The organism is Leclercia sp. (assembly GCF_036780805.1).
Lineage (GTDB): Bacteria > Pseudomonadota > Gammaproteobacteria > Enterobacterales > Enterobacteriaceae > Enterobacter.
Genome location: NZ_DAIQCE010000015.1, coordinates 36,495 through 59,809 on the forward strand (window position 1 = coordinate 36,495; position 23,315 = coordinate 59,809).

Consider the following 23,315-nt stretch of genomic DNA (forward strand, 5'->3'; position numbering starts at 1 on the left):
TCCTTAAACTTATGCCTGTCAGCTGCCTCGTAATCGGTTGCTCACAGTATCATATTCAGGCGGAATTTAGCGCATCACTCTTTAAAATCGTTTGCTTCCAGCTCGTGGCGCGACAGCAGCTTATAAAACTCGGTGCGGTTACGCCCGGCCATCCGCGCGGCGTGGGTGACGTTGCCTTTGGTGATCTGCAGTAACTTACGCAGGTAGTTAAGCTCAAACTGGTTGCGGGCCTCGACGAAGGTCGGCAGGGCAGTGTTCTCTCCCTCCAGCGCCTGATCTACCAGCGCATCGCTGATCACCGGCGAGGAGGTAAGCGCCACGCACTGCTCAATCACGTTCACCAGCTGGCGCACGTTGCCGGGCCAGCTGGCGGTCATCAGCCGCTTCATGGCGTCGGTGGAAAACGCACGCACAAAGGGCTTATGCCGCTCGGCGGACTGGCGCAACAGCTGGGTCGCCAGCAGCGGAATATCTTCCGCTCGCTCCGCCAGCGCCGGGATCTTCAGGTTAACGACGTTGAGACGATAGAAGAGGTCTTCACGGAACTCGTTGCGCGCCATCGCCTTAGGCAGATCCCGGTGGGTGGCGGAGATAATACGCACGTTGATGTCGATATCGCGGTTGCTGCCGAGCGGCCTGACCTTGCGCTCCTGCAGCACGCGCAGGAGTTTGACCTGCAGCGGCGCGGGCATATCGCCAATTTCATCGAGGAATAACGTGCCGCCCTCCGCGGCCTGGAACAGCCCTTCCCGGCTGCTGACCGCGCCGGTAAAGGCTCCGCGCGCATGACCAAACAGCTCCGACTCCAGCAGCTGCTCGGGCAGCGCACCGCAGTTGATGGCAATAAAGGCATTTTTGCCGCGCGGGCTGGCGTTGTGAATGGCCTGGGCGAGGATCTCCTTCCCGGTGCCGCTCTGGCCGTTAATCAGCACGCTGACATCGGACTGGGCCACCATCCGCGCCTGCTCCAGCAGCCGCAGCATGATCGGGCTGCGGGTGACAATCGTCTCCCGCCACGTCTCGTCGCCGGACGGTGCGGCGTGCTCCAGCGCATCGTCTATCGCTTTGTAGAGCGCGTCTTTGTCCACCGGCTTGGTGAGGAAACTGAAGACCCCCTGCTGGGTGGCGGCCACCGCATCCGGGATCGAGCCGTGAGCGGTGAGGATAATCACCGGCATGCCGGGCTGCAGCTTCTGGATCTCGGTGAACAGCTGCATGCCGTCCATTTCATCCATTCGCAGGTCGCTGATGACCAGATCGATCTTCTCGCGCCCCAGCACCTTCAGCCCTTCCTGACCGCTTTCGGCGGTCACCACGCTGTAGCCCTCGCTCACCAGACGCATGCCCAGCAGCTTCAGCAGGCCGGGGTCGTCATCCACCAGCAAAAGATGCGCAGGTTTTCGGCTTGTCATGGCTTTACGTCCTCTTGTTTCGGTGTATCGCTGTCCGGTGCCGCCGCATCGCCGTCGGCGGACGGGGTCGCACTCTTCGGCGCATCCGGCAGGTAGTTACTGACCGGCTTACGGGTGGAGAGCTGGCGTTCAATATCGGTCAGGTTCTCCAGCTTCCGGGTGGTGGTGTCCAGCTGCGTGCGTAAATATTGCTGCTGCTGGCGCAGGGTATCCAGCTCACCGTCGGTCGTCTGCTGTAACTTACCGTAGCGGGAACGCTCTTCCGCCAGTTGCAATTGCAGCACCTGCCCGTGTCGCCAGAGCTGATACAGCGGGCGCACCTGGGCGGGGATCTGCGGGCTCAGCGCATCCAGCCGGGTGGTTAACACGCGCCGCTCCACCGGGTTAATTTTGGCATTGGCCAGCAGCAGCCCGCGTTTAAAGCTCTCCTGCCAGGTATCGTCAGTCAAGCCCCGGGCCTCTGCGCGCGCGGCGGCGGGTGAGAGCCGATCCGCACAATCCATGCCGCGCAGCCAGTAAAGCGGGTTGCTGTCGGTCTCCTGACCGTGCAGCTGCCAGATATTATTGCAGTCGGTAGAGAGGAAGTCCGCCAGCTGATGTTCAGGCAATTTTTCATCCTGCTTGTCGCTAATCGTTGGCGCTGGCGCGTGAGTGACGCAGCCGGCCAGCAGCAGGCAGGGAAGGCTCAGGCGGATAAAGTGGCCGGAAAATACCGCGTTAATGGCGCGGGAAAAGACGTGTGACATACTCACCAGACTTAGATTCATTTCAGTGATTTTTCCGACTCAAGCGGCAGTTCGATGCGAAAACAGACATCGGTACGGTCGTCAGTGACAAGATTAAGCTCTCCCTGCATACGACGAATGCAGTCGCGGGCGATGCTCAGCCCCAGACCGCTTCCCTTAACCGCCCCTTTGCGTTGATGGCTCCCCTGGAAAAAGGGTTCGAAGATCATCGTTTTTTCATCGTCGGGGATCGGGTTTCCGGTGTTGGCAACATCGATACAGACTCGCGAGCCGCGCGTAAAACTGCGAATATAAATGGTACCGGATTCAATACCATAGTGCACCGCGTTGGAATAAAGATTATCCAGCACGCTCATCAGCAGCATGGGTTCGGCTAAACAGGCGGGTGTCGAGAGTGCCAGTTCAGTATGCATCATTTTAGCCCGTGCAGGCAGGCTGTGGGCGGAGAGCACCATATCCACCAGCGGGGCCAGCTCTACGCGCTCCAGCTCAGGTATACCGTCGGCCAGTTTGCGGTTGTAGTCGAGCAGCTGCTCAATCAGCTTTTGCAGATTGCGGCTGCTGGCATCGAGGATCTCGACAATCTCGCCCTGCTCCGGCGTCAGCGGCCCGGCAACTTCATCGGCCAGCAGCTCCGTACCCTCGCGCATGCTGGCCAGGGGGGTTTTCAGTTCGTGGGAGATATGGCGTAAAAACTGGTGGCGCTGGGATTCGAGCCACGCCAGCCGCTCTGAGAGCCAGATGATGCGTTGCCCGACCGAGCGCAACTCGCGCGGGCCGGTAAAGATGACGGTATTACCCAGGGAGCGCCCCTCCCCCAGCCGGTTGATCATCCGCTCGATGCCCTTCACCGGGCCGATAATCATGCGGGTGAAGAGCAGAACCAAGACCAGGCTGACCAGAAACAGCACCAGCGCCTGCCAGCCAAAGAACTGGCCGCGCTCGGCAATCTCCTGCTGGAGCTGCTGCCCGCGGGAGAAGATCACCGCCCGGGTCGCCTGCACCATCTCGGTATTGGCGTTGGCAAAGGCCTCCAGCCGCATGGCAGACATCGCATCGGGGCCGCTGTTAAGGCACTGGAGCTGCGCCAGCGCATTGATATCCTGGCGTAAGGCCTGATAGAGCTTGTCGTCCGGCAGCACGCTGGCATGGGCATCGAGCATTTCGCTGTAGCGCTTGCGCTGATTCTGATACACCCGCGCCAGCGTCCTGTCGTCGAGCACGCAGTACTGACGGTAGCTGCGCTCCATCTCCAGCGCGGCGTTGGTCATTGCCTCGCTGCGCCGGGCATCAATCAGGGTGGTACGGTTGGTGAGCGCCGCCTGGGCGCTAAGGGCATTCAGGCTCTGCCATGCCTGCCATGCCAGGACCAGCAGAGGCAGCAGGATCAGCAGGAATGCCATCATGACTAACTGTCGCAAGGAGCGAGGGAAAACAGGCCAGCGTTTCAACGCATTACTCTCTGTGACGAGGGGGTAAGAGGATGCTAGCTGGACAACCCTTCAGATACAACAAAGCCGGGTTAAAAACCCGGCTTTGTTATGGAATGAGGCGGTGCCTAACTCGACGTTTCGCCCTGGGTCTGATAAAGCAACGCTATGATCAGTAGTTGGACGGCAGGCACCTTTTTGTGCGTCATTCGAAGTTTATGTAGCGCGTCCCGAAGGGGCTGACATAAGAGGGTGAATGAGCCACTGGTTATTATTATGCAACAGATGTGCCAGAATGCAAATAAAAATATTAAATTGTTAATTTATATATACTTTTATAGCGATGGACGGTAATTGCGGATGAGATGATTTTCAGGCTATCTGTCGCTTATTAGCAACACCCTTACAGGCTTATTGTGAGCTCTATAAGAATCAATAAGTTAAATGTCGCCAAATGGCGACATCACTATGTGAGGATTGTCGCACATTTGCGACACCGAGGAGAATTGCCGGGCGGCACTGCGTTTGCCCGGCCTACAAAACTCATCCGTCCTTTGTAGGCCCGGTAAGCGAAGCGCCACCGGGCACAACAACGATCGCTTAACCCAACTGCTTACGCGCGTTGCGGAAGATACGCATCCACGGGCTATCCTCGCCCCAGTTCTCCGGGTGCCAGGAGTTGCTGACGGTGCGGAACACGCGCTCAGGGTGCGGCATCATCACCGTAACGCGACCGCTTTCGCTGGTCACCGCGGTGATGCCGTTGGCTGAGCCGTTCGGGTTCGCCGGGTAGGTCTGCGTGACTTTACCGAAGTTATCGACAAAGCGCAGCGCCACCAGGCCTTTGCTCTCCAGTTCCGCCAGGTGCGCGGCGTTACGCACTTCAACCTGCCCTTCACCGTGAGACACGGCGATTGGCATCTGCGATCCCACCATCCCCTGCAGCAGCAGAGACGGGCTCTGGGTCACTTCTACCAGGCTGAAACGCGCTTCGAAGCGGTCGGACTGGTTACGCACAAAGCGCGGCCAGGCTTCACTGCCCGGGATCAGCTCGCGCAGGTTCGACATCATCTGGCAACCGTTACAGACGCCCAGGGCCAGGGTCTGCGGACGGTGGAAGAAGGTCTCGAACTCGTCGCGGACGCGGTCGTTGAAGAGAATGGATTTCGCCCAGCCCTCGCCTGCCCCCAGCACGTCGCCGTAGGAGAAGCCGCCGCACGCCACCAGCGCCTGGAAATCGGCCAGACCGGTACGGCCTGCCAGCAGGTCGCTCATGTGGACGTCGATGGCATCGAAGCCCGCACGGTGGAAGGCAGCTGCCATCTCAACGTGGGAGTTCACCCCCTGCTCGCGCAGAACGGCCACTTTCGGACGGGCACTCTTCGCGATATACGGCGCGGCGATGTCTTCGTTGATGTCAAACGACAGCTTGACGTTCAGACCCGGATCGTTGTCGTTGGCTTTCGCCTCGTGCTCCTGATCGGCGCACGCCGGGTTGTCGCGCAGACGCTGCATCTGCCAGGTGGTTTCTGCCCACCACATGCGCAGCGTGGAGCGGCTTTCGGCAAAGACGGCCTGACCGTTGGCGTCGATAACAAAGCGATCCCCGGTCACCGCTTTACCCAGGTAATGCACGCAGTCGCCCAGACCGTGCTGGGACAGCAGCGCTTCCACCGCCTCGCGATCGGCGGCACGTACCTGAATCACCGCACCCAGCTCTTCGTTGAACAGCGCCGCCAGACGATCGTCGCCCAGGCTGGCAATGTTAGCTTCCACGCCGCAGTGGCCGGTGAAGGCCATCTCGGCCAGGGTCACCAGCAGGCCGCCGTCGGAACGGTCGTGGTAGGCCAGCAGTTTGCGTTGGGCCACCAGCGCCTGAATGGCATCGTAGAAGCCCTTCAGCTGCGCCACGTCGCGCACGTCTGCCGCTTTATCGCCCAGCTGGCGGTAAACCTGTGCCAGGGCGGTGGCACCCAGCGCGTTATGACCTTTACCGAGGTCAATCAGCAGCAGGGCGTTGTCTTCGGTCGAGAGCTGCGGGGTGATGGTATGGCGCACGTCTTCCACGCGGGCAAACGCGGTAATGACCAGCGACAGCGGCGAAGTCATCTCGCGCTGCTCGCTGCCCTCCTGCCAGCGGGTTTTCATCGACATCGAGTCTTTGCCCACCGGAATGGTCAGGCCCAGCGCCGGGCAGAGCTCTTCACCTACCGCTTTAACGGCTTCGTACAGGCCCGCATCTTCGCCCGGGTGACCGGCTGCGGCCATCCAGTTGGCGGAGAGCTTGATGCGTTTGATGTCGCCAATCTGGGTGGCGGCGATGTTGGTCAGTGCTTCACCTACCGCCAGACGGGCAGAGGCGGCGAAGTCCAGCAGGGCAACCGGGGAGCGTTCGCCCAGCGCCATGGCTTCACCGTAGTAGCTGTCGAGGCTGGCGGTGGTTACCGCGCAGTTTGCCACCGGCACCTGCCACGGGCCCACCATCTGATCGCGGGCAACCATGCCGGTCACGGTGCGGTCACCGATGGTCACGAGGAAGGTTTTCTCCGCCACGGCCGGGAGATGCAGCACACGATTCACCGCCTCGGCAACGGTCACGCCCTGCAGGTCAAGGGCTTTACCGCTGGCTTTACGGGTCTGGACGTCGCGGGTCATCTTCGGCGTTTTGCCCAGCAGCACGTCCAGCGGCAGGTCAATCGGCTGGTTGTCGAAATGGGTATCGCTCAGGGAGAGGTGCATCTCTTCGGTGGCTTCACCGATTACCGCGTACGGCGCGCGCTCGCGGCGGCACAGCTCATCAAACAGCGGCAGCTGATCCGGGGCAACGGCCAGCACGTAGCGCTCCTGGGATTCGTTACACCAGATCTCCAGCGGGCTCATGCCTGGCTCATCGCTCAGGATGTCGCGCAGGTTGAAGCGTCCGCCGCGGTTGCCGTCGCTTACCAGTTCCGGCATGGCGTTAGAAAGGCCGCCCGCGCCGACGTCATGAATAAACAGGATCGGGTTAGCGTCGCCCAGCTGCCAGCAGCGGTCGATCACCTCCTGACAGCGGCGCTCCATTTCCGGGTTGTCGCGCTGAACGGAAGCAAAATCGAGATCCGCATCAGACTGACCGGAGGCCATAGAAGAGGCCGCCCCGCCGCCCAGGCCGATGTTCATCGCCGGGCCGCCGAGGACGATCAGCTTCGCACCGACGACGATCTCGCCTTTTTGCACGTGATCGGCGCGAATGTTGCCGATCCCGCCCGCCAGCATGATCGGTTTGTGGTAGCCGCGCAGCTCTTCGCCGTTGTGGCTCTCCACTTTCTCTTCGTAGGTACGGAAGTAGCCGTTCAGGGCTGGACGGCCAAATTCGTTGTTAAAGGCCGCGCCGCCCAGCGGGCCGTCGGTCATGATGTCCAGCGCGGTCACAATGCGCTCTGGCTTACCGAAATCCTCTTCCCACGGCTGCTCGAAGCCCGGGATACGCAGGTTGGAAACGGAGAAGCCCACCAGACCCGCTTTTGGCTTAGCCCCACGACCGGTTGCACCTTCGTCACGGATTTCACCGCCGGAGCCGGTTGCCGCACCCGGCCACGGGGAGATGGCCGTCGGGTGGTTGTGGGTTTCGACCTTCATCAGGATATGCGCAGGCTCCTGGTGGAAGTCATAGCGCCCTGCTTCGCGATCGGCGAAGAAGCGGCCCACCTCGGAACCCTCCATGACCGCGGCGTTGTCTTTATAGGCAGACAGCACGTGGTCAGGGGTTTTTTCCATGGTGTTTTTGATCATTTTGAACAGCGACTTCGGCTGCTGCTCGCCATCGATAACCCAGTCGGCGTTGAAGATCTTGTGACGGCAGTGCTCAGAGTTGGCCTGCGCGAACATATAAAGTTCGATATCGTTCGGGTTGCGGTTCAGCTTAACGAACGCATCCTGCAGGTAGTCGATTTCATCTTCTGCCAGTGCCAGACCGAGACGCAGGTTGGCGTCAATCAGCGCCTGACGGCCCTCACCCAGCAGATCCACGCTCTGTACTGGCGCAGGCTGGTGGTGGGAGAAGAGTTTCTGCGCGTCGTCCAGAGAGGCAAACACGCTCTCCATCATGCGGTCGTGCAGTTCGGTTGCCACAGCGGCCCATTGGGCATCGGTCAGGGTTGAGGCTTCAACGTAATACGCCACGCCGCGCTCCAGACGGTCAATCTGGCTCAGACCACAGTTGCGGGCGATGTCGGTTGCTTTAGAAGACCAGGGGGAGATGGTGCCCGGACGAGGCGTAACCAACAGAAGTTTACCGTTCGGGGTATGGCTGCTCAGGCTTGGGCCGTACTTCAGCAGGCGCTCAAGCCGGACTAAATCCTCTGCCGTCAGGGGAGCATTCAGGTCAGCAAAATGGACATACTCAGCGTAAATATTGCTTACCGGAAGGTCGGCCGCCTGAAAACGTGCCAGCAGTTTGTTGATACGGAAGGCAGACAGTGCAGGCGAACCACGCAGAATTTCCATCATAAGTCTCTCGTCTTCGAAGCGCCGGAGGCGCTTACAGTGTGCGCAAGGGGGGAAAACGGGCGCTATTATAGTGGATCCAGCGCGCCGACGAAACCGTTTGCGTCGTAATAAAATCGCTGCCGTCATTTAACCATTGGTGTTGCCTTTCCCGCTAATAAGTTGCCAAGTGGCGTAACTTTACGCAAAATGCCGCGAAATCTTTGGTAATACTTGTTTTTACTGTGGCGACGATAAACCAGAATAATAGACAGCTCATAGAATCAACTTATTGAAAAAATTAAAGATTAATTATCTGTTCATCGGCATAGTGACTCTGCTGCTGGCAGCGGCCCTGTGGCCTTCAATCCCCTGGTTCGGCAAAGCCGAAAACCGTATCGCCGCTATTCAGGCGCGGGGGGAGCTGCGCGTCAGTACAATCTCTTCGCCGCTGACCTATAGCGCGATCAACAACAAAGTGATTGGCCTGGATTACGAACTGGCGCAGCACTTTGCTGACTACCTGGGCGTGAAGCTCAAAATTACCGTACGCCAGAACATCAGCCAGCTGTTTGACGATCTGGATAATGACGATGCCGATCTGCTGGCCGCCGGTCTGGTCTATAACAGCGAGCGCAGCAAGAACTATCAGCCTGGCCCCACCTACTACTCCGTTTCGCAGCAGCTGGTCTATCGCGTTGGGAGCCTGCGTCCGCGCACGCTTGCCAGCCTCACCGCAGAGCAGCTCACCGTCGCCACGGGGCATGTGGTGATTGACGACCTGCGGGCGCTGAAAGAGAAGAAGTACCCCAACCTCAGCTGGACGGTGGACGAGAAGCAGGGCACCACGGCGCTGCTTGAGCAGGTCACCGACGGCAAGCTGCCCTACACCATCGCGGACTCGGTGGCCATCAGCCTGTTCCAGCGTGTCCACCCGGAGCTGGCGGTGGCGCTGGACGTCACTGACGAGCAGCCCGTCACCTGGTTCAGCCCGCTCGATGCCGACCAGACGCTCTCCGCCGCAATGCTCGATTTCTTCAACGGGATGAATGAGGACGGCACCCTGGCGCGTCTGGAGGAGAAATACCTCGGCCACGGGGATGACTTCGACTATGTCGATACCCGCAGCTTCCTCCGCGCCGTGGATAACGTCCTGCCGGATCTGCAGCCGCTGTTTGAGAAGTACGCCCAGGAGATTGACTGGCGCCTGCTGGCCGCTATCTCGTATCAGGAGTCGCACTGGGATGCGCAGGCCACCTCACCCACCGGCGTGCGCGGCCTGATGATGCTGACCAAAAACACCGCCCAGAGCCTCGGCCTGACCGACCGCACCGACGCTGAACAGAGCATCAGCGGCGGGGCTCGTTATCTGCAGGATATGATGGCTAAGGTGCCGGAGACGGTGCCGGAAGAGGAGCGGATCTGGTTTGCGCTGGCGGCCTACAACATGGGGTATGCCCATATGATTGATGCCCGCGCCCTGACGGCCAAAACCAAAGGCAACCCCGACAGCTGGTCTGACGTAAAACAGCGCCTGCCACTGCTGAGCCAGAAGCCGTATTACGACAAGTTAACCTATGGCTACGCGCGGGGTCACGAGGCGTACGCCTACGTGGAGAATATCCGCAAATACCAGATAAGCCTGGTGGGATATCTGATGGAGAAAGAGCGAGAGGCGCAGGCGGCACAGCAGCTGGCGCAAAGTTATCCGGTGGTGTCGCCGGATGAGCTTACTCGCCCGATAACTTCGATTCTGCCTTTTGTCTCTTTTTCTGCTGACGCCGCATTCGAAAGAACGCACTTAGCATCTCCGAACACGCTGGTGCCAGCACCCCGCCCAACACATTGACCTGATGGTTCATGCCGGGATGTCTGAGCACGTCCAGCAGCGAACCTGCCGCCCCGGTTTTTTCATCCTTTGCGCCAAACACCACCGTGCCGATGCGGCTGTGGATCATGGCGCCGGAGCACATGACGCAGGGTTCGAGGGTGACATAGAGAGTGGTGTCCAGCAGGCGGTAGTTTTGCAGCACCAGCCCGCCCTGGCGCAGAGCCATGATTTCGGCATGGGCGGTGGGATCGTGGCGCCCGATTGGGCGGTTCCAGCCTTCGCCAATTACCTGGTTATTGTGGACCAGTACGGCACCCACAGGGACTTCACCCTCATCCCAGGCGCGTTTGGCAAGCTGAAGCGCATGGCGCATCCAGTATTCATGATTAAATTCAGGGTCGGACAACGCAGCATACTCCAGTCTGAAAAGCGGGCGCATTATACACACCCGTTATAGATAAGACTATTCGAGTTGCTGCAGTTCGCCCATCGGCGTGACGCGCCAGCGGTGCTGGCAGAAGTAGAGGAGAGGGTTATCCTGCTTGCTGTCGCTGTAGCCGCTATAGAGCCGCAGCGGGGTGCCGATTTTCTTCTCCAGCTGCACCACCTTCTCGTGGCCGAGGCAGCGCATCGTCAGCACCCAGCCGCCGTAAGCGCGTCCCATCTGGGTGGCAATCAGGTTGACGCGCGGCAGCCAGGGGGTATCGAAATAGACCTGCTCGACCAGCGACTGCGGTGAGCCGGTGATCAGCCAGATATCGGCATCGTTGGCGTTCAGATAGTTGGTGAGCCGCTCCTGCACCACCGGGAAGGCGGTGACATGCCCGCGAAACCAGCTGACAAACTCTTTCTCCAGCTGTTTGAGGCGCGCTTCGCTGTGGCCAAAGGTGCAGCCCCACAGCAGCAGGCTCATCGGCCAGCGGGCGGCGCGGCCTTTAATCAGCAACGCGCCGCCGATGATGGGGAGCAGAGGTAACACGAGCAGGGCATTCAGGGGCTGTCGGCGCAGCAAATAGCGCATAAAGGTGCCGAACATATCCTGCTGATGCAGCGTTCCGTCCAGATCAAAAAAGACTACGCGACGCTCGTGATTGACCAAACCTTACTCCTCTGGATCGTTGAACCCTAACAGCCAGGTAAACAGGAACCCGGCGATCACCGCTACCAGATAGCCTAACAGATAGAGCATGACTTTTCCGGTCACGATGGTTAATGCCAGGGGTAATCCGGAAATACCAAAGGTGATAACGGTCGCTACTTTCCAGTAACTGATCAGCGCCCCGCCGACCGCGCCGCCAAGACAGGCCCCGATAAACGGCTTGCCCAGCGGCAGGGTGACGCCGAAGATCAGCGGTTCACCGATCCCCAGCAGCCCGACCGGCAGCGCCCCTTTGATCACCTTTTTCAGGCGTTCATTTCGGGTTTTCATCAGCACCGCAATCGCCGCGCCGATCTGCCCGACACCGGCCATCGCCAGTATCGGCAGCAGGGCGTTGTAACCATGCGCCTGCACCAGCTCAACGTGGATCGGCACCAGGCCCTGATGTAAGCCGGTCAATACCAGCGGCAGGAAGGTACCCGAAAGTACCCCGCCCACCAGGAATCCCCCGCGATCGATAGCCCAGGACGCGCCGTGGGCGATGGATTCAGAGATCACGCCACCCAGCGGCTGCAGGGCGATAATCGCCACGCTGCCGGTGATTAAGGTGGTCAGCAGCGGATTGAAGATCAGCTCCAGCGAGCCCGGCAGGATATTGCGCAGCCGCTTCTCAATCCAGCACATCAACACCACCACCAGCAGCACGGCGATCACCCCGCCCCGCCCCGGCTGCAGCGCCTCACCAAACAGAGTGATTTGCGCCAGCTGTGGGCTGGAGAGGATCCCCGCCATCACCCCGCCCATTGCCAGCGAGCCGCCGAACACTTTGGCGGTGTTCACCCCCACCAGAATGTTCATGATGGCAAAGACCGCGCTGCCGAAAATACCGAGGATCCCCAGCAGGTTCGGATAGTGGGTTGCGAAGTCGCCAACAATGTCCGGGCGTTTCAGAATATTGATGATCCCGGTGATCAGCCCCGAGGCAATAAAGGCCGGGATCAGCGGTATAAAGACGTTGGCCAGCTGGCGCAGCGCGTCGCTCATCGGGGCTTTGTATTTGGCCTTCACCTGCGCTTTGGTGCGCTCGGCGTCATCCATCACCGCCCCGCCCATCAGCGAACGCATGGCGTCCACCACCTGTGCGGCCTTGCCGGGGCCGACGATCAGCTGATGCTGCTCCCCCTGTTTCACGTAGCCGCTGACCCCAGGCAGTTTTTTCAGCCGCGCCAGATCGAGCTTGTCATCATCCTGGACTTCCACCCGCACCCGCGTCATGCAGTTTTCCAGACGGCGAATATTGTTCTCCCCGCCAATACCCGCGAGGATATCGCTGGCGAGGGCTGCTGTTTTTTCCATGTACGCCTCTTTAGTTTTCTAATGCCGCACGTAAGAATCCCTGATGCGCGTCGAGTCTGCCGCGCGCCGCCGCAGCATCCAGTCCGCTTAAGATCATCAGAATGGCCGGTTTGACGTCATACCCGGTCTGCTTCAGCACCTCTTCCGCCTCTTCGCGGGAGGTGCCGGTGGCTTCCACCACCATGCGGCAGGCCCGGTCGATGAGCTTCACGTTGGTGGCTTTCATGTCCACCATCAGGTTTTGATAGACCTTGCCAAACTTCACCATCGCGCCGGTGGAGATCATGTTCAGCACCAGCTTTTGCGCGGTGCCGGATTTCAGGCGGGTGGAGCCGGTCAAGGCCTCCGGGCCGACAACCGGCGAGATAGCGATCGCAGCGACCTGGGCAATAGGTGAGCCCGGGTTACAGGAGATCGCCACGGTGGTACAGCCGGTCTGGTTCGCGTACTCCAGGCCGCCAATCACGTACGGCGTGCGCCCGGAGGCCGCCAGCCCGACCACCAGATCCTGCGCGGTCAGGTTGAGGGCTTTGAGATCGTCTTCGCCGAGCTGTTTACTGTCCTCGGCCCCTTCTACCGCTTTCAGCAGCGCGCCCGGACCACCGGCAATCAGGCCGATGACCAGGCCATGCGGCACGCCAAAGGTCGGCGGACATTCTGAGGCGTCGAGTACCCCCAGACGTCCGCTGGTGCCCGCCCCCATGTAGATGATGCGCCCGCCCGCTTTCAGCGCGTCGGCCGCGGCATCCACGGCTTTCGCCACTTCGGGCAATGTCTCTTTCACTGCCAGCGCGACCAGCGTATCCTGTTGGTTAAAGCGATTAACCAGGTCAAGCGTGGAGAGCGCGTCAAGATCCAGGGTTTGTGGATTGCGGGATTCTGATACCAGTGAGCCGAGATTCATTTTTTTGTGCCTCAAGAATTTTTAATTCATAATAGTCGCATTATAATGGAATATAAAATTCATTCAGGCGAGCAGAATTCGCATTTGCTGCAGTCATCACATTTCGCCAGGAGTCCTTATGAACTGTTTAATTCGTATCCGCCAGCGATACGCGGGTTTTGCCCAGAGCGATAAAAAACTGGCGGATTTTTTGCTTACCCAGCCGGATCGCGCCCGCCATCTCAGCTCCCAGCAGCTGGCAAGCGAGGCGGGCGTGAGCCAGTCCAGCGTGGTGAAATTCGCGCAAAAAATTGGCTTTAAAGGCTTTCCGGCGCTGAAGCTGGCGCTGAGCGAAGCGCTGGCCAGCAACCCGAATCCGCAATCTATGCCGGTGCACAACCAGATCCGCGGTGACGATCCGATGCGTCTGGTGGGCGAAAAGCTGATCAAAGAGAACGTCGCGGCGATGCACGCCACGCTGGACGTCAACAGCGAAGAAAAACTGCTGGAAAGCGTTGCTATGCTGCACGCGGCACGGCGGGTGATCCTCACCGGGATCGGCGCCTCAGGGCTGGTGGCACGTAATTTTGGCTGGAAGCTGAATAAGATCGGCCTGATCGCCATTGTCGAACAGGATATGCACGCCCTGCTGGCTACCGTGCAGGCGATGGCCCCAGAGGATCTGCTGCTGGCGATCTCCTATACCGGCGAACGCCGGGAGATTAACCTTGCCGCCGATGAAGCCCTGCGCGTGGGCGGGAAAATTCTGGCGATTACCGGCTTTACCCCCAATGCGCTGCAGCAGCGGGCCACCCGCTGTCTGTACACCATTGCCGAAGAGCAGGCCACCCGCAGCGCGGCCATCTCCTCCACCAGCGCACAGATGATGCTGACCGACCTGCTATTTATGGCACTGGTTCAGCAGGATCTGGAGCGGGCTCCGGAACGCATCCGCCACAGCGAGGCGCTGGTAAAAAAACTGGTTTGAGCAGGGAATGACCGAGCGTATAATGCCCGCCCTGTTTGTGTTGTTTCTGAGAATTTCCTGATGGCGCTGTTAATCACCAAAAAATGCATCAATTGCGATATGTGCGAACCTGAATGCCCGAACCAGGCGATTTCAATGGGGGACAGCATTTATGAGATTAACAGCGACCGCTGCACCGAATGCATTGGTCATTACGAGACGCCAACCTGCCAGAAGGTGTGCCCGATCCCCAATACCATCCTGAAAGACCCGGCACATTCTGAATCCGAAGAGCAGCTGTGGGACAAATTTGTCCTGCTGCACCACGCGGATAAGATTTAACTTTCGATAATCACCGTGGCGCAGGCGTAATGGCGTTCATCGGCCAGCGTAACGTGCATATGCGCCACGCCGAGCTTTTCCGCCAGCGTTAATGCCTCGCCCCACAGCCTGAGGCGCGGTTTGCCCAGCTCATCGTTAAACACTTCGAACTGATTAAACGCCAGGCCGTTGCGGATCCCGGTGCCGAAGGCTTTCGCCGCCGCCTCCTTCACCGCAAAACGTTTGGCAAGAAAACGCACCGGCTGCTGGTGCGCCTCCCAGATGGCCCATTCGTTATCGCTGAGCACCCGGCGGGCAAGGCGATCGCCGCTGCGGGCAATCACCGCCTCGATTCGGGCGATCTCTACGATATCCGTGCCTAAGCCGAGGATGGCCATTACTTGCGGGCTTCCAGCATCAGACGCTTCATCTCTGCCACCGCCTCTTTCAGGCCACTCATCACCGCGCGACCGATAATCGCATGGCCGATGTTCAGCTCGTGCATCTCCGGGATGGCGGCAATGGCTTTGACGTTGTGGTAGGTCAGGCCGTGACCGGCATTGACCTTGAGGCCGAGACCGGCCGCATAGGTAGCCGCTTTGGCGATGCGATCCAGCTCTTTTACCTGAGTGGCTTCATCTTCGGCATCGGCGTAGCAGCCGGTGTGGATCTCGATGAACGGCGCGCCCACATCGGCGGCGGCTTTAATCTGGGCTTCATCGGCATCGATAAACAGCGACACCAGGATCCCGGCATCGGCCAGGCGTTTGCAGGCGTCACGCATCTTGTCCAGCTGACCGGCTACGTCCAGCCCGCCTTCGGTGGTCACTTCCTGCCGCTTTTCCGGCACCAGGCAGCAGAAGTGTGGTTTGGTCTCAACGGCAATCGCCAGCATCTCTTCGGTGACGGCCATCTCCAGATTCATGCGGGTGTCCAGGGTCTGGCGCAGGACGCGAACGTCACGATCGGTGATATGACGGCGATCTTCGCGCAGATGCACGGTAATGCCATCGGCCCCCGCCTGCTCGGCGATAAATGCCGCCTGAACCGGATCAGGATATGCCGTGCCGCGCGCGTTGCGCAGGGTGGCAATGTGGTCAATGTTGATGCCTAACAGTAATTCAGCCATGACAATCCTCGGTTTTCTTTTGGTTCATCTCCCTTCCCCCTCTCCCTCAGGGAGAGGGTTGGGGTGAGGGTGTAATACGTTAACGCTTCGGCATAAACTGCCGGAATAATTCGCGGCTCTTAAGGGGCTTGCCACCAAGATACGGCTTGAGCGCAATGCGGGTAAAGCGTTTTGCCGCCCGCAGGGTGCTGACGTCGGGAAACTCACGCTCCGCCAGCGCCCGCAGATCCCGTCCGGTGAAGGTACTGTTGTCGATGACGATGCTGGCGATAAAGCCTTTCTCTTCGCGATAGCGGTAGGTCATGGTGTCTTCGACAGGCTCGCCGCTGCCCGCACAGTGCAGGAAGTCGACGCCGTAACCCAGATGGCCAAGCAACGCCAGCTCAAAGCGACGCAGCGCCGGTTCCGGCGAGCCGGTTGCGCCCGCCAGTGCCTGCAGGCAGTGCAAATAGTCGAAAAAGAGCTCAGAGAAGCGGGTCTCATGTTCCAGAACGCGCGTGATCAGCTCGTTCACATACAGACCGCTGTACAGCGTAATACCAGAGAGGGGGAGCGCCAGAGAGACGGCTTCGGCACTGCGCAGGGTTTTGACTTCCCCACGCCCGCTAAAGCGTACCAGCAGCGGTGTAAAGGGTTGCAGAGCACCCTTCAGATTAGAACGTTTGGAACGTGCGCCTTTAGCAACAAGGCGCACGCGGCCTGACTCTTCCGTGAAGACGTCCAGCATCAGGCTGGTTTCGCTCCAGGGACGACTATGCAGGACAAAGGCACGCTGCCATCCATCCATAGGCTCGTCGTCTAAGTTTACTGATCTTCGCCGTAACCGAGGCTGCGCAGAGCACGCTCATCATCGGCCCAGCCAGATTTCACTTTCACCCACAGTTCAAGGTGAACCGGCGCTTCGAACATTTCCATCATGTCTTTACGGGCTTCAATGCCGATGGTCTTGATTTTGGCACCTTTGTTGCCGATCACCATCTTCTTCTGCCCTTCGCGCTCAACGAGGATCAGCCCGTTGATGTCGTAGCCACCGCGCTCGTTGGTCTGGAAACGCTCGATCTCCACCGTCACAGAGTACGGCAGTTCAGCGCCGAGGAAACGCATCAGCTTTTCACGGATGATTTCAGACGCCATAAAGCGCTGAGAACGATCGGTGATGTAATCTTCCGGGAAGTGATGAATCGCTTCCGGCAGATGCTTACGCACGATGCCCGCGATGGTATCCACGTTCAGACCGGTCTCAGCAGAGAGCGGGACGATGTCGAGGAAGTTCATCTGGCTACCCAGCCACTGCAGATGCGGCAGCAGATCGGCTTTTTCCTGCACGTTGTCCACTTTGTTGACCGCGAGGATCACCGGCACTTTGCCGTCGCGCAGCTTGTTCAGCACCATCTCGTCGTCCGGCGTCCAGCGGGTGCCTTCAACAACGAAAATCACCAGCTCAACGTCACCGATAGAGCTGCTCGCCGCCTTGTTCATCAGACGGTTAATGGCGCGTTTTTCTTCCATATGCAGACCCGGGGTATCGACATAAATTGCCTGATACGCGCCTTCGGTATGGATCCCGACGATACGGTGACGGGTGGTCTGCGCCTTACGGGAGGTGATGGAAATCTTCTGACCCAGCAGATTATTCAGCAGGGTCGATTTGCCAACGTTCGGACGTCCGACGATGGCAATAAAACCGCAGTAACTCTTTTCTTCGCTCATTCCAGCTCCAGCATTTTTAACGCCTGTTCGGCGGCAGCCTGTTCCGCCTTGCGACGGCTTGAACCCGTGCCAACCACCGGTTCACTCAGGCCACTGACCTGGCAATGGATGGTAAATTCCTGATCGTGTGCTTCGCCACGAACCTGCACCACCAGATAGGATGGCAGCGGCAGATGGCGACCCTGCAGGTACTCCTGCAAACGGGTTTTTGGATCTTTCTGTTTATCACCCGGGCTGATTTCATCCAGACGCGACTGATACCAGTTCAGGATCAGCTGCTCAACCGTCTGGATGTCGCTGTCGAGGAAAACGCCACCGATTAACGCTTCGACGGTATCCGCGAGAATAGATTCACGACGGAAGCCGCCGCTTTTCAGTTCGCCAGGCCCGAGTCGCAGGCACTCACCCAGTTCAAATTCACGGGCAATTTCGGCAAGCGTATTGCCACGTACCAGCGTTGCGCGCATGCGACTCATATCACCTTCGTCCACGCGCGGGAAACGGTGATAAAGCGCATTCGCAATAACAAAACTTAAAATGGAGTCACCCAGAAATTCGAGTCGCTCATTGTGTTTGCTGCTGGCACTGCGATGGGTTAATGCCTGTTGCAACAACTCCTGATGCTGAAAAGTGTAGCCCAGCTTCCGTTGAAGCCGATTAATTACGATGGGGTTCATGCGATACCAATAGAATAAATGCGTCAAAAATGCAGCACACGAAACCGTCCTGAGAAAGCCAACGCGGTTTCGTGTGCCGTGGCACTGAATCAGCGCCAACCTTAAACTTCGGGGGAATATTCTATACGCAACGACAGGGGTTGTCGTTAGTCAGAAGAGATTTATCACTTAAATAATTCACGTAGCCTCTGATTAAAGAGACTACGTGCTCATTTATCAGGAATTAATGGATGCCGCCAATACGATTTAACCGTACGCCGGTCGGCCATTCGCCTTCCTGTTTCTCAAAGCTCATCCAGATGGTGGTCGCTTTGCCGACCAGATTCGCTTCCGGCACAAAGCCCCAGTAACGGCTGTCCGCGCTGTTGTCGCGGTTATCACCCATCATGAAGTAGTGTCCCGGCGGCACAATCCATGTCGCCAACTGCTGCCCCTGCTGCTGATAGTACATCCCCAGCTGATCCTGAGCGATGGAGACGGTCAGGATACGGTGCGTCACATCACCCAGCGTCTCTTTCCGCTCGTTCAGACGAATACCGTTCTCTTTGGTCTCCCCTTTCGGCAGCTGGAAGAATCCGCTGGTCGCTTCGCCGCCGTTACGACGGGCAAACGTCTGCACAAAGTCGCTTGGCTCAACGCCGGAGTAAGTGATCGCCAGCGCGCTGCCGCAGGCCGTACCGGAGCTGCAACCTGGCTGAACCGTCACCTCTTTGGAGACCGGATTATAAGTGACCTTATCACCCGGCACGCCAACGGTGCGTTTAATGTAATCCAGACGCGGATCGTCCGGATATTTAAACACCACGATATCGCCACGTTTCGGATGACCGGTTTCGATCAGCGTTTTCTGGTAGATCGGATCTTTAATGCCGTAGGCAAACTTCTCCACCAGAATAAAATCCCCGATCAGCAACGTTGGCATCATCGAACCGGATGGGATCTGGAAAGGTTCATAGATAAAGGAACGCACCACCAGCACAATCGCCAGCACCGGAAAGACCGATGCGCCCGTTTCCAGCCAGCCCGGCTTAGGGCTGACCTTCTTCAGGGTTTTCGGATCCAACTGATCGCCCATGGCCGCCTGCGCGGCGGCCTGACGTTCGCGACGTTTCGGGGCAAAGATAAACTTATCCAGACACCACAACAGCCCCGTCACCAGGGTGGCAATCACCAGGATCAGGGCAAACATGTTCGCCATGCCAACTCCTTAAAGGATTATTTTCCGTCTTTACCCACGTGCAGAATGGCGAGGAACGCTTCCTGCGGCAGCTCGACGTTACCGACCTGCTTCATACGCTTCTTACCTTCTTTCTGCTTCTGGAGCAGCTTTTTCTTACGGCTGACGTCACCGCCATAGCATTTTGCCAGAACGTTTTTACGCAACTGTTTCACCGTCGAACGGGCGATGATGTGGTTGCCAATGGCCGCCTGGATCGCAATGTCGAACTGCTGGCGAGGGATGAGTTCTTTCATCTTCTCGACCAGCTCGCGACCGCGATATGGCGCATTGTCGTTGTGGGTGATCAGCGCCAGCGCATCGACGCGTTCGCTGTTGATCAGCACGTCCACACGCACCATGTTAGAGGCCTGGAAGCGTTTGAAGTTGTAATCCAGCGATGCATAGCCGCGGGAGGTGGATTTCAGGCGGTCGAAGAAGTCGAGCACCACTTCCGCCATCGGGATTTCATAGGTCAACGCCACCTGGTTACCGTGGTAAACCATGTTGGTCTGCACGCCGCGTTTTTCGATACACAGCGTGATGACGTTACCCAGGAACTCCTGCGGCAGCAGCATGTGACACTCTGCAATCGGCTCGCGCAGCTCATGAATATTGTTCAGCGGCGGCAGCTTGGACGGGCTGTCGACGTAGATAACCTCTTTCGAGGTGGTCTCAACTTCGTAGACGACCGTTGGCGCGGTGGTGATCAGATCCAGATCGTATTCACGCTCCAGACGCTCCTGGATGATCTCCATGTGCAGCAGGCCAAGGAAGCCACAGCGGAAGCCGAAGCCCAGCGCCGTTGAGCTTTCTGGCTCATAGAACAGGGAAGCATCGTTGAGGCTCAGCTTACCGAGCGCGTCACGGAAGTTCTCATAATCATCAGAGCTGACCGGGAACAGACCCGCGTAAACCTGCGGTTTCACCTTTTTGAAGCCTGGCAGCGCTTTATCTGCCGGGTTACGTGCCTGGGTCAGGGTATCGCCCACCGGCGCGCCGAGGATGTCTTTAATGGCACAAACCAGCCAGCCTACTTCGCCGCATTTCAGCTCGGTACGGTCAACCTGTTTTGGCGTGAAGATCCCCAGACGGTCAGCGTTATAGACCTGGCCGGTGCTCATCACTTTAATTTTGTCGCCTTTACGCATGGTGCCGTTTTTGATACGCACCAGTGAGACAACGCCGAGATAGTTATCGAACCAGGAGTCGATGATCAGCGCCTGCAGTGGCCCATCGGCGTCACCTTCCGGGGCCGGGATGTCACGCACCAGACGTTCCAGCACGTCGGGAACACCCATGCCGGTTTTAGCGGAGCAGCGCACCGCATCGGTCGCATCAATGCCGACGATATCTTCAATCTCTTCCGCTACGCGCTCAGGATCGGCGGCTGGCAGGTCGATTTTGTTCAGTACCGGCACCACTTCGAGATCCATTTCCATCGCGGTATAGCAGTTGGCCAGCGTCTGGGCTTCTACGCCCTGCCCGGCATCAACTACCAGCAGCGCGCCTTCACAGGCCGCCAGCGAACGGGAAACTTCATAAGAGAAGTCAACGTGGCCTGGGGTGTCGATAAAGTTAAGTTGGTAGGTTTCACCGTCTGCGGCTTTGTAATCGAGCGTGACGCTCTGCGCTTTAATGGTGATGCCGCGTTCGCGTTCCAGGTCCATGGAGTCCAGAACCTGGGCTTCCATTTCACGATCAGACAGGCCACCGCAAATCTGGATAATACGGTCAGACAGCGTCGACTTACCGTGGTCAATGTGAGCAATGATCGAAAAGTTACGTATGTTCTTCATATAGTTAAATAATTATGCCTTACGAATTCCTGGAGGCCGCTGTTCTTAGCCTGACGTTTTTCAGTGCGAAAACGCAGCATTCTACACTACATCTCCTTCACCGGGAAATGCTCTTCCAGCAAGCTTAGCGTGAAGATTCAGCGTTTTCTTTTATGAGATGTAAATAAAGCAAAGCCCGGTGATATCACCGGGCTTCAGAAGAGAGCATTTCGACGCGAAGCTCGTTGGGGGGCAAGCCAACGCTGAGAATAACGGGCTGCCACTCTTCGCGTACGGCAAGCCTTGACGAAAAGCCGCGGGCCAACAAAAAGCCACCCACGCCACCCAGCGCTGCGCCGCACATTGCGGCCAGATCGGTCCCGAACAGTACCTGGAAAACGCCGCCCAGGGCAAATAACCCCACCAGCGGTGAGAGATAGACCAGCATCGCCGAGCCCAGCAGGCTGCCTTCGGCAATGCCTAACTCGACTTTTTGCCCTGCTACCAGCGGCTCTGCACTGGGTACGCTGATGGTATGCGACGTCTGCGGCCCGAGTTTGTTAAGCACCCGGCTTCCGCAACCGGCGCGGGAGGCGCAGCTGTTACAGGACGCTTTTACGTCGCAGCTCACCAGCGCAACGCCTTCATGCCATGAAACGACAGTTGCCCACTCTTTGATCATTGTCCGGCCTTGAATTTAATGCTGTCTGCGATGCGTTTAGCCGTTTGCGGCGGCAGTTCGCCCACAACGGTAATCTCGGCGTTATCACGCACGGTAGTGCTGACGGTGCGACGTCCGGTGCGCAGCATCTGATCGGCGCTCACCGGCGTTGCCCGGTTGATGTTAACCGAGAAGCTGAACAAGCCGTCAGAGTAAAGACGGGATTCGACCGGGGTATCAATCGTCGGCAGCTGACGTCGGCTGCTGGAGACTTCGCTGAACCCCTGCGGGATCCAGTTTGGTGCCCAGTTAAAGCTGACAGGATCGCCGGCCGGGACAGAAAGCAGCGGCGGCAGGCTGGCTTTTGCCAGATTCTGCATGCTGTTACCGACCTGATCGTCAATGGTAAAGGAGATCACCCGGAACTGTTCCAGCGTCTCGCCATCACGATCCAGCAGATCGACCCGCATCGGCAGCTTGGTCTCTGCATCCATCCAGACGATATAGCTGTAACGCGTCCCGTCTCTTGCGACCACGCGCAGCACTTCACAAAGCCGGTCAGCGATGCGGGTACGCCCTACGGAGATAAAGTCGTAGTAAGGGGCCAGCCGTTTGAAGTCGGTATAGATGAGCGAAGGCAGCGAATCAACGATGTAATCGCCGTTCAGCGTAAAGGGTTCGAGACCCGGCTCAAAATAGCTGATTTCATTGCCACGCTGCACGACTTCGCGGCGTGGACCATCCATCTGCAAAAGCTGGGCAAGCGGCTGTTTATCAAGTCGGGCATGGCGATAGCGTAACGACTCTACACCCTGCTTATTGATACTGATAAAAGCCAGCTCATAGTTGAGTGACTGGCTGGCCTGGTTCATTTGCTGTAACAACGCCCCGGACGATACATCAGCCGAGGCGTTGACAGTGAACAACAGGCTACCCGCCATCAGAGACATGGCGCACCAAAGTTGCTTCATTACTGCGATTGCGTTCCTAAAGTTTGGGTTCCGGGCACTTGCACAGCAGCCTGCTGGGTTTGCGCCTGCTCAAACTGAAGCTGTTCGGAGTGCAGACGACGCTGCAATTCGTAGTCCTGCAACATCGCATTGATACGACGGCGTTGCTCTTGTACCTGCTGCTGCTGACCGGCGCCTGCCGATGCATCAGAAGGAATACCCAGGCTTACCGGGCTGGCTTTGCCCATCATCGGCAGCGTATTAAACACTGGCGCTTCAGGTTGCTGGCTCACTTCATTTTGGGTGTTATAGTGCTGGACGCCAACAATAACTGCAAGCGATACGCAAGCAGCGACGCCCATTTGCGTCAGTTGACTCGCCCAGGGACGCACTTTGTTCCAGAAAGGCATCTTCTGCCACAGGTGCGGTGCCGGTTGAGCTTCAGGAATCAGCGGAGTGGCCTGAGAAACAGGTTCATTCTCGATGGCAGCCATTACGCGAGATGAGATATCAAAATGGAGGAGATCGCCGGTATCGCCGCGCAGGGTATCGCGGATGAGATGATAACTCTCCCAGGTTTTTTGCATCTCAGGAGAGCGAGAGAGCTCGTTGAGCATCTCACTGTCCAGCGTTTCACCATCCATTAAAGCGGAAAGTTGTTCTTTCTGCATGCCTAATACCTTTT

At 58.3% G+C, this 23,315-nt stretch carries 21 protein-coding genes; 3 read left to right on the forward strand and 18 right to left on the reverse strand.

Features of this window, described 5'->3' with window-relative positions; genetic code table 11:
* Positions 1–74: 74 nt before the first annotated feature.
* The 4 genes from glrR to purL form a co-directional block, all read right to left on the reverse strand.
* Complete coding sequence (gene glrR / locus V7Q49_RS21395) at positions 75–1,412, reverse strand: two-component system response regulator GlrR (RefSeq protein ID WP_333854984.1); 1,338 nt, start codon at positions 1,410–1,412, stop codon at positions 75–77.
* Complete coding sequence (gene qseG, locus V7Q49_RS21400) at positions 1,409–2,179, reverse strand: two-component system QseEF-associated lipoprotein QseG (RefSeq protein ID WP_333854986.1); 771 nt, start codon at positions 2,177–2,179, stop codon at positions 1,409–1,411. The genes glrR and qseG overlap by 4 nt, the downstream gene beginning before the upstream one ends.
* The gene (qseE, locus tag V7Q49_RS21405; RefSeq protein ID WP_333854988.1) at positions 2,176–3,609 is read right to left on the reverse strand and encodes a two component system sensor histidine kinase QseE/GlrK; all 1,434 of its coding nucleotides are present in this window, start codon (positions 3,607–3,609) and stop codon (positions 2,176–2,178) included. The genes qseG and qseE overlap by 4 nt, the downstream gene beginning before the upstream one ends.
* 579 nt (positions 3,610–4,188) lie before the next feature.
* Entirely contained in the window at positions 4,189–8,076 is a 3,888-nt protein-coding gene (purL, locus tag V7Q49_RS21410; protein ID WP_333854990.1) for a phosphoribosylformylglycinamidine synthase, read from the reverse strand.
* Between the two features lie 268 nt (positions 8,077–8,344).
* Between purL and mltF the strand changes: the two genes are divergently transcribed.
* Positions 8,345–9,901, forward strand: coding sequence for a membrane-bound lytic murein transglycosylase MltF (gene mltF / locus V7Q49_RS21415; RefSeq protein WP_333854992.1), 1,557 nt, complete (start codon positions 8,345–8,347; stop codon positions 9,899–9,901).
* Here the strand turns inward: mltF and tadA are convergent.
* Genes tadA through murQ form a run of 4 tightly spaced genes read right to left on the reverse strand, consistent with a single transcriptional unit; the run spans position 9,783 to position 13,242 of the window.
* On the reverse strand, positions 9,783–10,322 hold the full coding sequence (gene tadA, locus V7Q49_RS21420) for a tRNA adenosine(34) deaminase TadA (protein WP_333854994.1): 540 nt from the start codon (positions 10,320–10,322) through the stop codon (positions 9,783–9,785). The genes mltF and tadA overlap by 119 nt on opposite strands.
* 24 nt (positions 10,323–10,346) lie before the next feature.
* Complete coding sequence (yfhb, locus tag V7Q49_RS21425; protein ID WP_333854996.1) at positions 10,347–10,982, reverse strand: phosphatidylglycerophosphatase C; 636 nt, start codon at positions 10,980–10,982, stop codon at positions 10,347–10,349.
* Between the two features lie 3 nt (positions 10,983–10,985).
* Positions 10,986–12,338 carry a PTS transporter subunit EIIC gene (locus tag V7Q49_RS21430; RefSeq protein ID WP_156264366.1) on the reverse strand — a complete coding sequence of 451 codons (1,353 nt, stop codon included), beginning with the start codon at positions 12,336–12,338 and terminating at the stop codon, positions 10,986–10,988.
* A gap of 10 nt (positions 12,339–12,348) precedes the next feature.
* Positions 12,349–13,242: an N-acetylmuramic acid 6-phosphate etherase gene (murQ, locus tag V7Q49_RS21435; protein ID WP_333854998.1), complete on the reverse strand. Its 894-nt coding sequence runs from the start codon at positions 13,240–13,242 to the stop codon at positions 12,349–12,351.
* 118 nt (positions 13,243–13,360) lie between these two features.
* On the opposite strand from murQ, the gene V7Q49_RS21440 reads away from it, so the two are divergent.
* Both V7Q49_RS21440 and V7Q49_RS21445 read left to right on the forward strand, forming a co-directional pair.
* The gene (locus V7Q49_RS21440; RefSeq protein ID WP_333854999.1) at positions 13,361–14,209 is read left to right on the forward strand and encodes a MurR/RpiR family transcriptional regulator; all 849 of its coding nucleotides are present in this window, start codon (positions 13,361–13,363) and stop codon (positions 14,207–14,209) included.
* A 60-nt stretch (positions 14,210–14,269) separates the two neighbouring features.
* A complete protein-coding gene (locus V7Q49_RS21445; protein ID WP_333855001.1) occupies positions 14,270–14,530 on the forward strand; it encodes a YfhL family 4Fe-4S dicluster ferredoxin in 261 nt (86 codons plus the stop codon).
* Here V7Q49_RS21445 and acpS read toward each other — a convergent pair.
* The 10 genes from acpS to rseA all read right to left on the reverse strand — a co-directional run bounded on the left by acpS (position 14,527) and on the right by rseA (position 23,301).
* Positions 14,527–14,907 (reverse strand): holo-ACP synthase, encoded by a 381-nt coding sequence (gene acpS, locus V7Q49_RS21450; RefSeq protein ID WP_333855002.1) that lies wholly within the window; start codon positions 14,905–14,907, stop codon positions 14,527–14,529. The two genes, V7Q49_RS21445 and acpS, sit on opposite strands and share 4 nt — an antisense overlap.
* Positions 14,907–15,638: a pyridoxine 5'-phosphate synthase gene (gene pdxJ / locus V7Q49_RS21455; protein WP_333855004.1), complete on the reverse strand. Its 732-nt coding sequence runs from the start codon at positions 15,636–15,638 to the stop codon at positions 14,907–14,909. The genes acpS and pdxJ overlap by 1 nt, the downstream gene beginning before the upstream one ends.
* A 79-nt stretch (positions 15,639–15,717) precedes the next feature.
* Complete coding sequence (recO, locus tag V7Q49_RS21460; protein WP_333855006.1) at positions 15,718–16,425, reverse strand: DNA repair protein RecO; 708 nt, start codon at positions 16,423–16,425, stop codon at positions 15,718–15,720.
* Between the two features lie 17 nt (positions 16,426–16,442).
* Positions 16,443–17,348: a GTPase Era gene (era, locus tag V7Q49_RS21465; protein ID WP_333855008.1), complete on the reverse strand. Its 906-nt coding sequence runs from the start codon at positions 17,346–17,348 to the stop codon at positions 16,443–16,445.
* The gene (gene rnc, locus V7Q49_RS21470; RefSeq protein ID WP_032613175.1) at positions 17,345–18,025 is read right to left on the reverse strand and encodes a ribonuclease III; all 681 of its coding nucleotides are present in this window, start codon (positions 18,023–18,025) and stop codon (positions 17,345–17,347) included. Before rnc ends, era begins: the two co-directional genes overlap by 4 nt.
* A 223-nt stretch (positions 18,026–18,248) precedes the next feature.
* A complete protein-coding gene (gene lepB / locus V7Q49_RS21475) occupies positions 18,249–19,223 on the reverse strand; it encodes a signal peptidase I (protein ID WP_333855011.1) in 975 nt (324 codons plus the stop codon).
* A 17-nt stretch (positions 19,224–19,240) separates the two neighbouring features.
* Positions 19,241–21,040: a translation elongation factor 4 gene (gene lepA / locus V7Q49_RS21480; protein ID WP_333855013.1), complete on the reverse strand. Its 1,800-nt coding sequence runs from the start codon at positions 21,038–21,040 to the stop codon at positions 19,241–19,243.
* Positions 21,041–21,224: 184 nt separating this feature from the next.
* Positions 21,225–21,701 (reverse strand): SoxR-reducing system protein RseC, encoded by a 477-nt coding sequence (gene rseC, locus V7Q49_RS21485; protein WP_333855015.1) that lies wholly within the window; start codon positions 21,699–21,701, stop codon positions 21,225–21,227.
* Positions 21,698–22,651, reverse strand: coding sequence for a sigma-E factor regulatory protein RseB (rseB, locus tag V7Q49_RS21490; protein WP_333855017.1), 954 nt, complete (start codon positions 22,649–22,651; stop codon positions 21,698–21,700). Before rseB ends, rseC begins: the two co-directional genes overlap by 4 nt.
* Entirely contained in the window at positions 22,651–23,301 is a 651-nt protein-coding gene (rseA, locus tag V7Q49_RS21495) for an anti-sigma-E factor RseA (protein WP_333855019.1), read from the reverse strand. The genes rseB and rseA overlap by 1 nt, the downstream gene beginning before the upstream one ends.
* Between the last annotated feature and the right edge of the window lie 14 nt (positions 23,302–23,315).

Coding starts and splice junctions, on each gene's coding strand:
- glrR (WP_333854984.1), bottom strand. CDS start 1,412: ATGACAAGCCGAAAACCTGCGCATCTTTTGCTGGTGGATGACGACCCC.
- qseG (WP_333854986.1), bottom strand. CDS start 2,179: ATGAATCTAAGTCTGGTGAGTATGTCACACGTCTTTTCCCGCGCCATT.
- purL (WP_333854990.1), bottom strand. CDS start 8,076: ATGATGGAAATTCTGCGTGGTTCGCCTGCACTGTCTGCCTTCCGTATC.
- tadA (WP_333854994.1), bottom strand. CDS start 10,322: ATGCGCCCGCTTTTCAGACTGGAGTATGCTGCGTTGTCCGACCCTGAA.
- V7Q49_RS21430 (WP_156264366.1), bottom strand. CDS start 12,338: ATGGAAAAAACAGCAGCCCTCGCCAGCGATATCCTCGCGGGTATTGGC.
- murQ (WP_333854998.1), bottom strand. CDS start 13,242: ATGAATCTCGGCTCACTGGTATCAGAATCCCGCAATCCACAAACCCTG.
- V7Q49_RS21440 (WP_333854999.1), top strand. CDS start 13,361: ATGAACTGTTTAATTCGTATCCGCCAGCGATACGCGGGTTTTGCCCAG.
- V7Q49_RS21445 (WP_333855001.1), top strand. CDS start 14,270: ATGGCGCTGTTAATCACCAAAAAATGCATCAATTGCGATATGTGCGAA.
- acpS (WP_333855002.1), bottom strand. CDS start 14,907: ATGGCCATCCTCGGCTTAGGCACGGATATCGTAGAGATCGCCCGAATC.
- pdxJ (WP_333855004.1), bottom strand. CDS start 15,638: ATGGCTGAATTACTGTTAGGCATCAACATTGACCACATTGCCACCCTG.
- recO (WP_333855006.1), bottom strand. CDS start 16,425: ATGGATGGATGGCAGCGTGCCTTTGTCCTGCATAGTCGTCCCTGGAGC.
- era (WP_333855008.1), bottom strand. CDS start 17,348: ATGAGCGAAGAAAAGAGTTACTGCGGTTTTATTGCCATCGTCGGACGT.
- rnc (WP_032613175.1), bottom strand. CDS start 18,025: ATGAACCCCATCGTAATTAATCGGCTTCAACGGAAGCTGGGCTACACT.
- lepB (WP_333855011.1), bottom strand. CDS start 19,223: ATGGCGAACATGTTTGCCCTGATCCTGGTGATTGCCACCCTGGTGACG.
- lepA (WP_333855013.1), bottom strand. CDS start 21,040: ATGAAGAACATACGTAACTTTTCGATCATTGCTCACATTGACCACGGT.
- rseC (WP_333855015.1), bottom strand. CDS start 21,701: ATGATCAAAGAGTGGGCAACTGTCGTTTCATGGCATGAAGGCGTTGCG.
- rseB (WP_333855017.1), bottom strand. CDS start 22,651: ATGAAGCAACTTTGGTGCGCCATGTCTCTGATGGCGGGTAGCCTGTTG.
- rseA (WP_333855019.1), bottom strand. CDS start 23,301: ATGCAGAAAGAACAACTTTCCGCTTTAATGGATGGTGAAACGCTGGAC.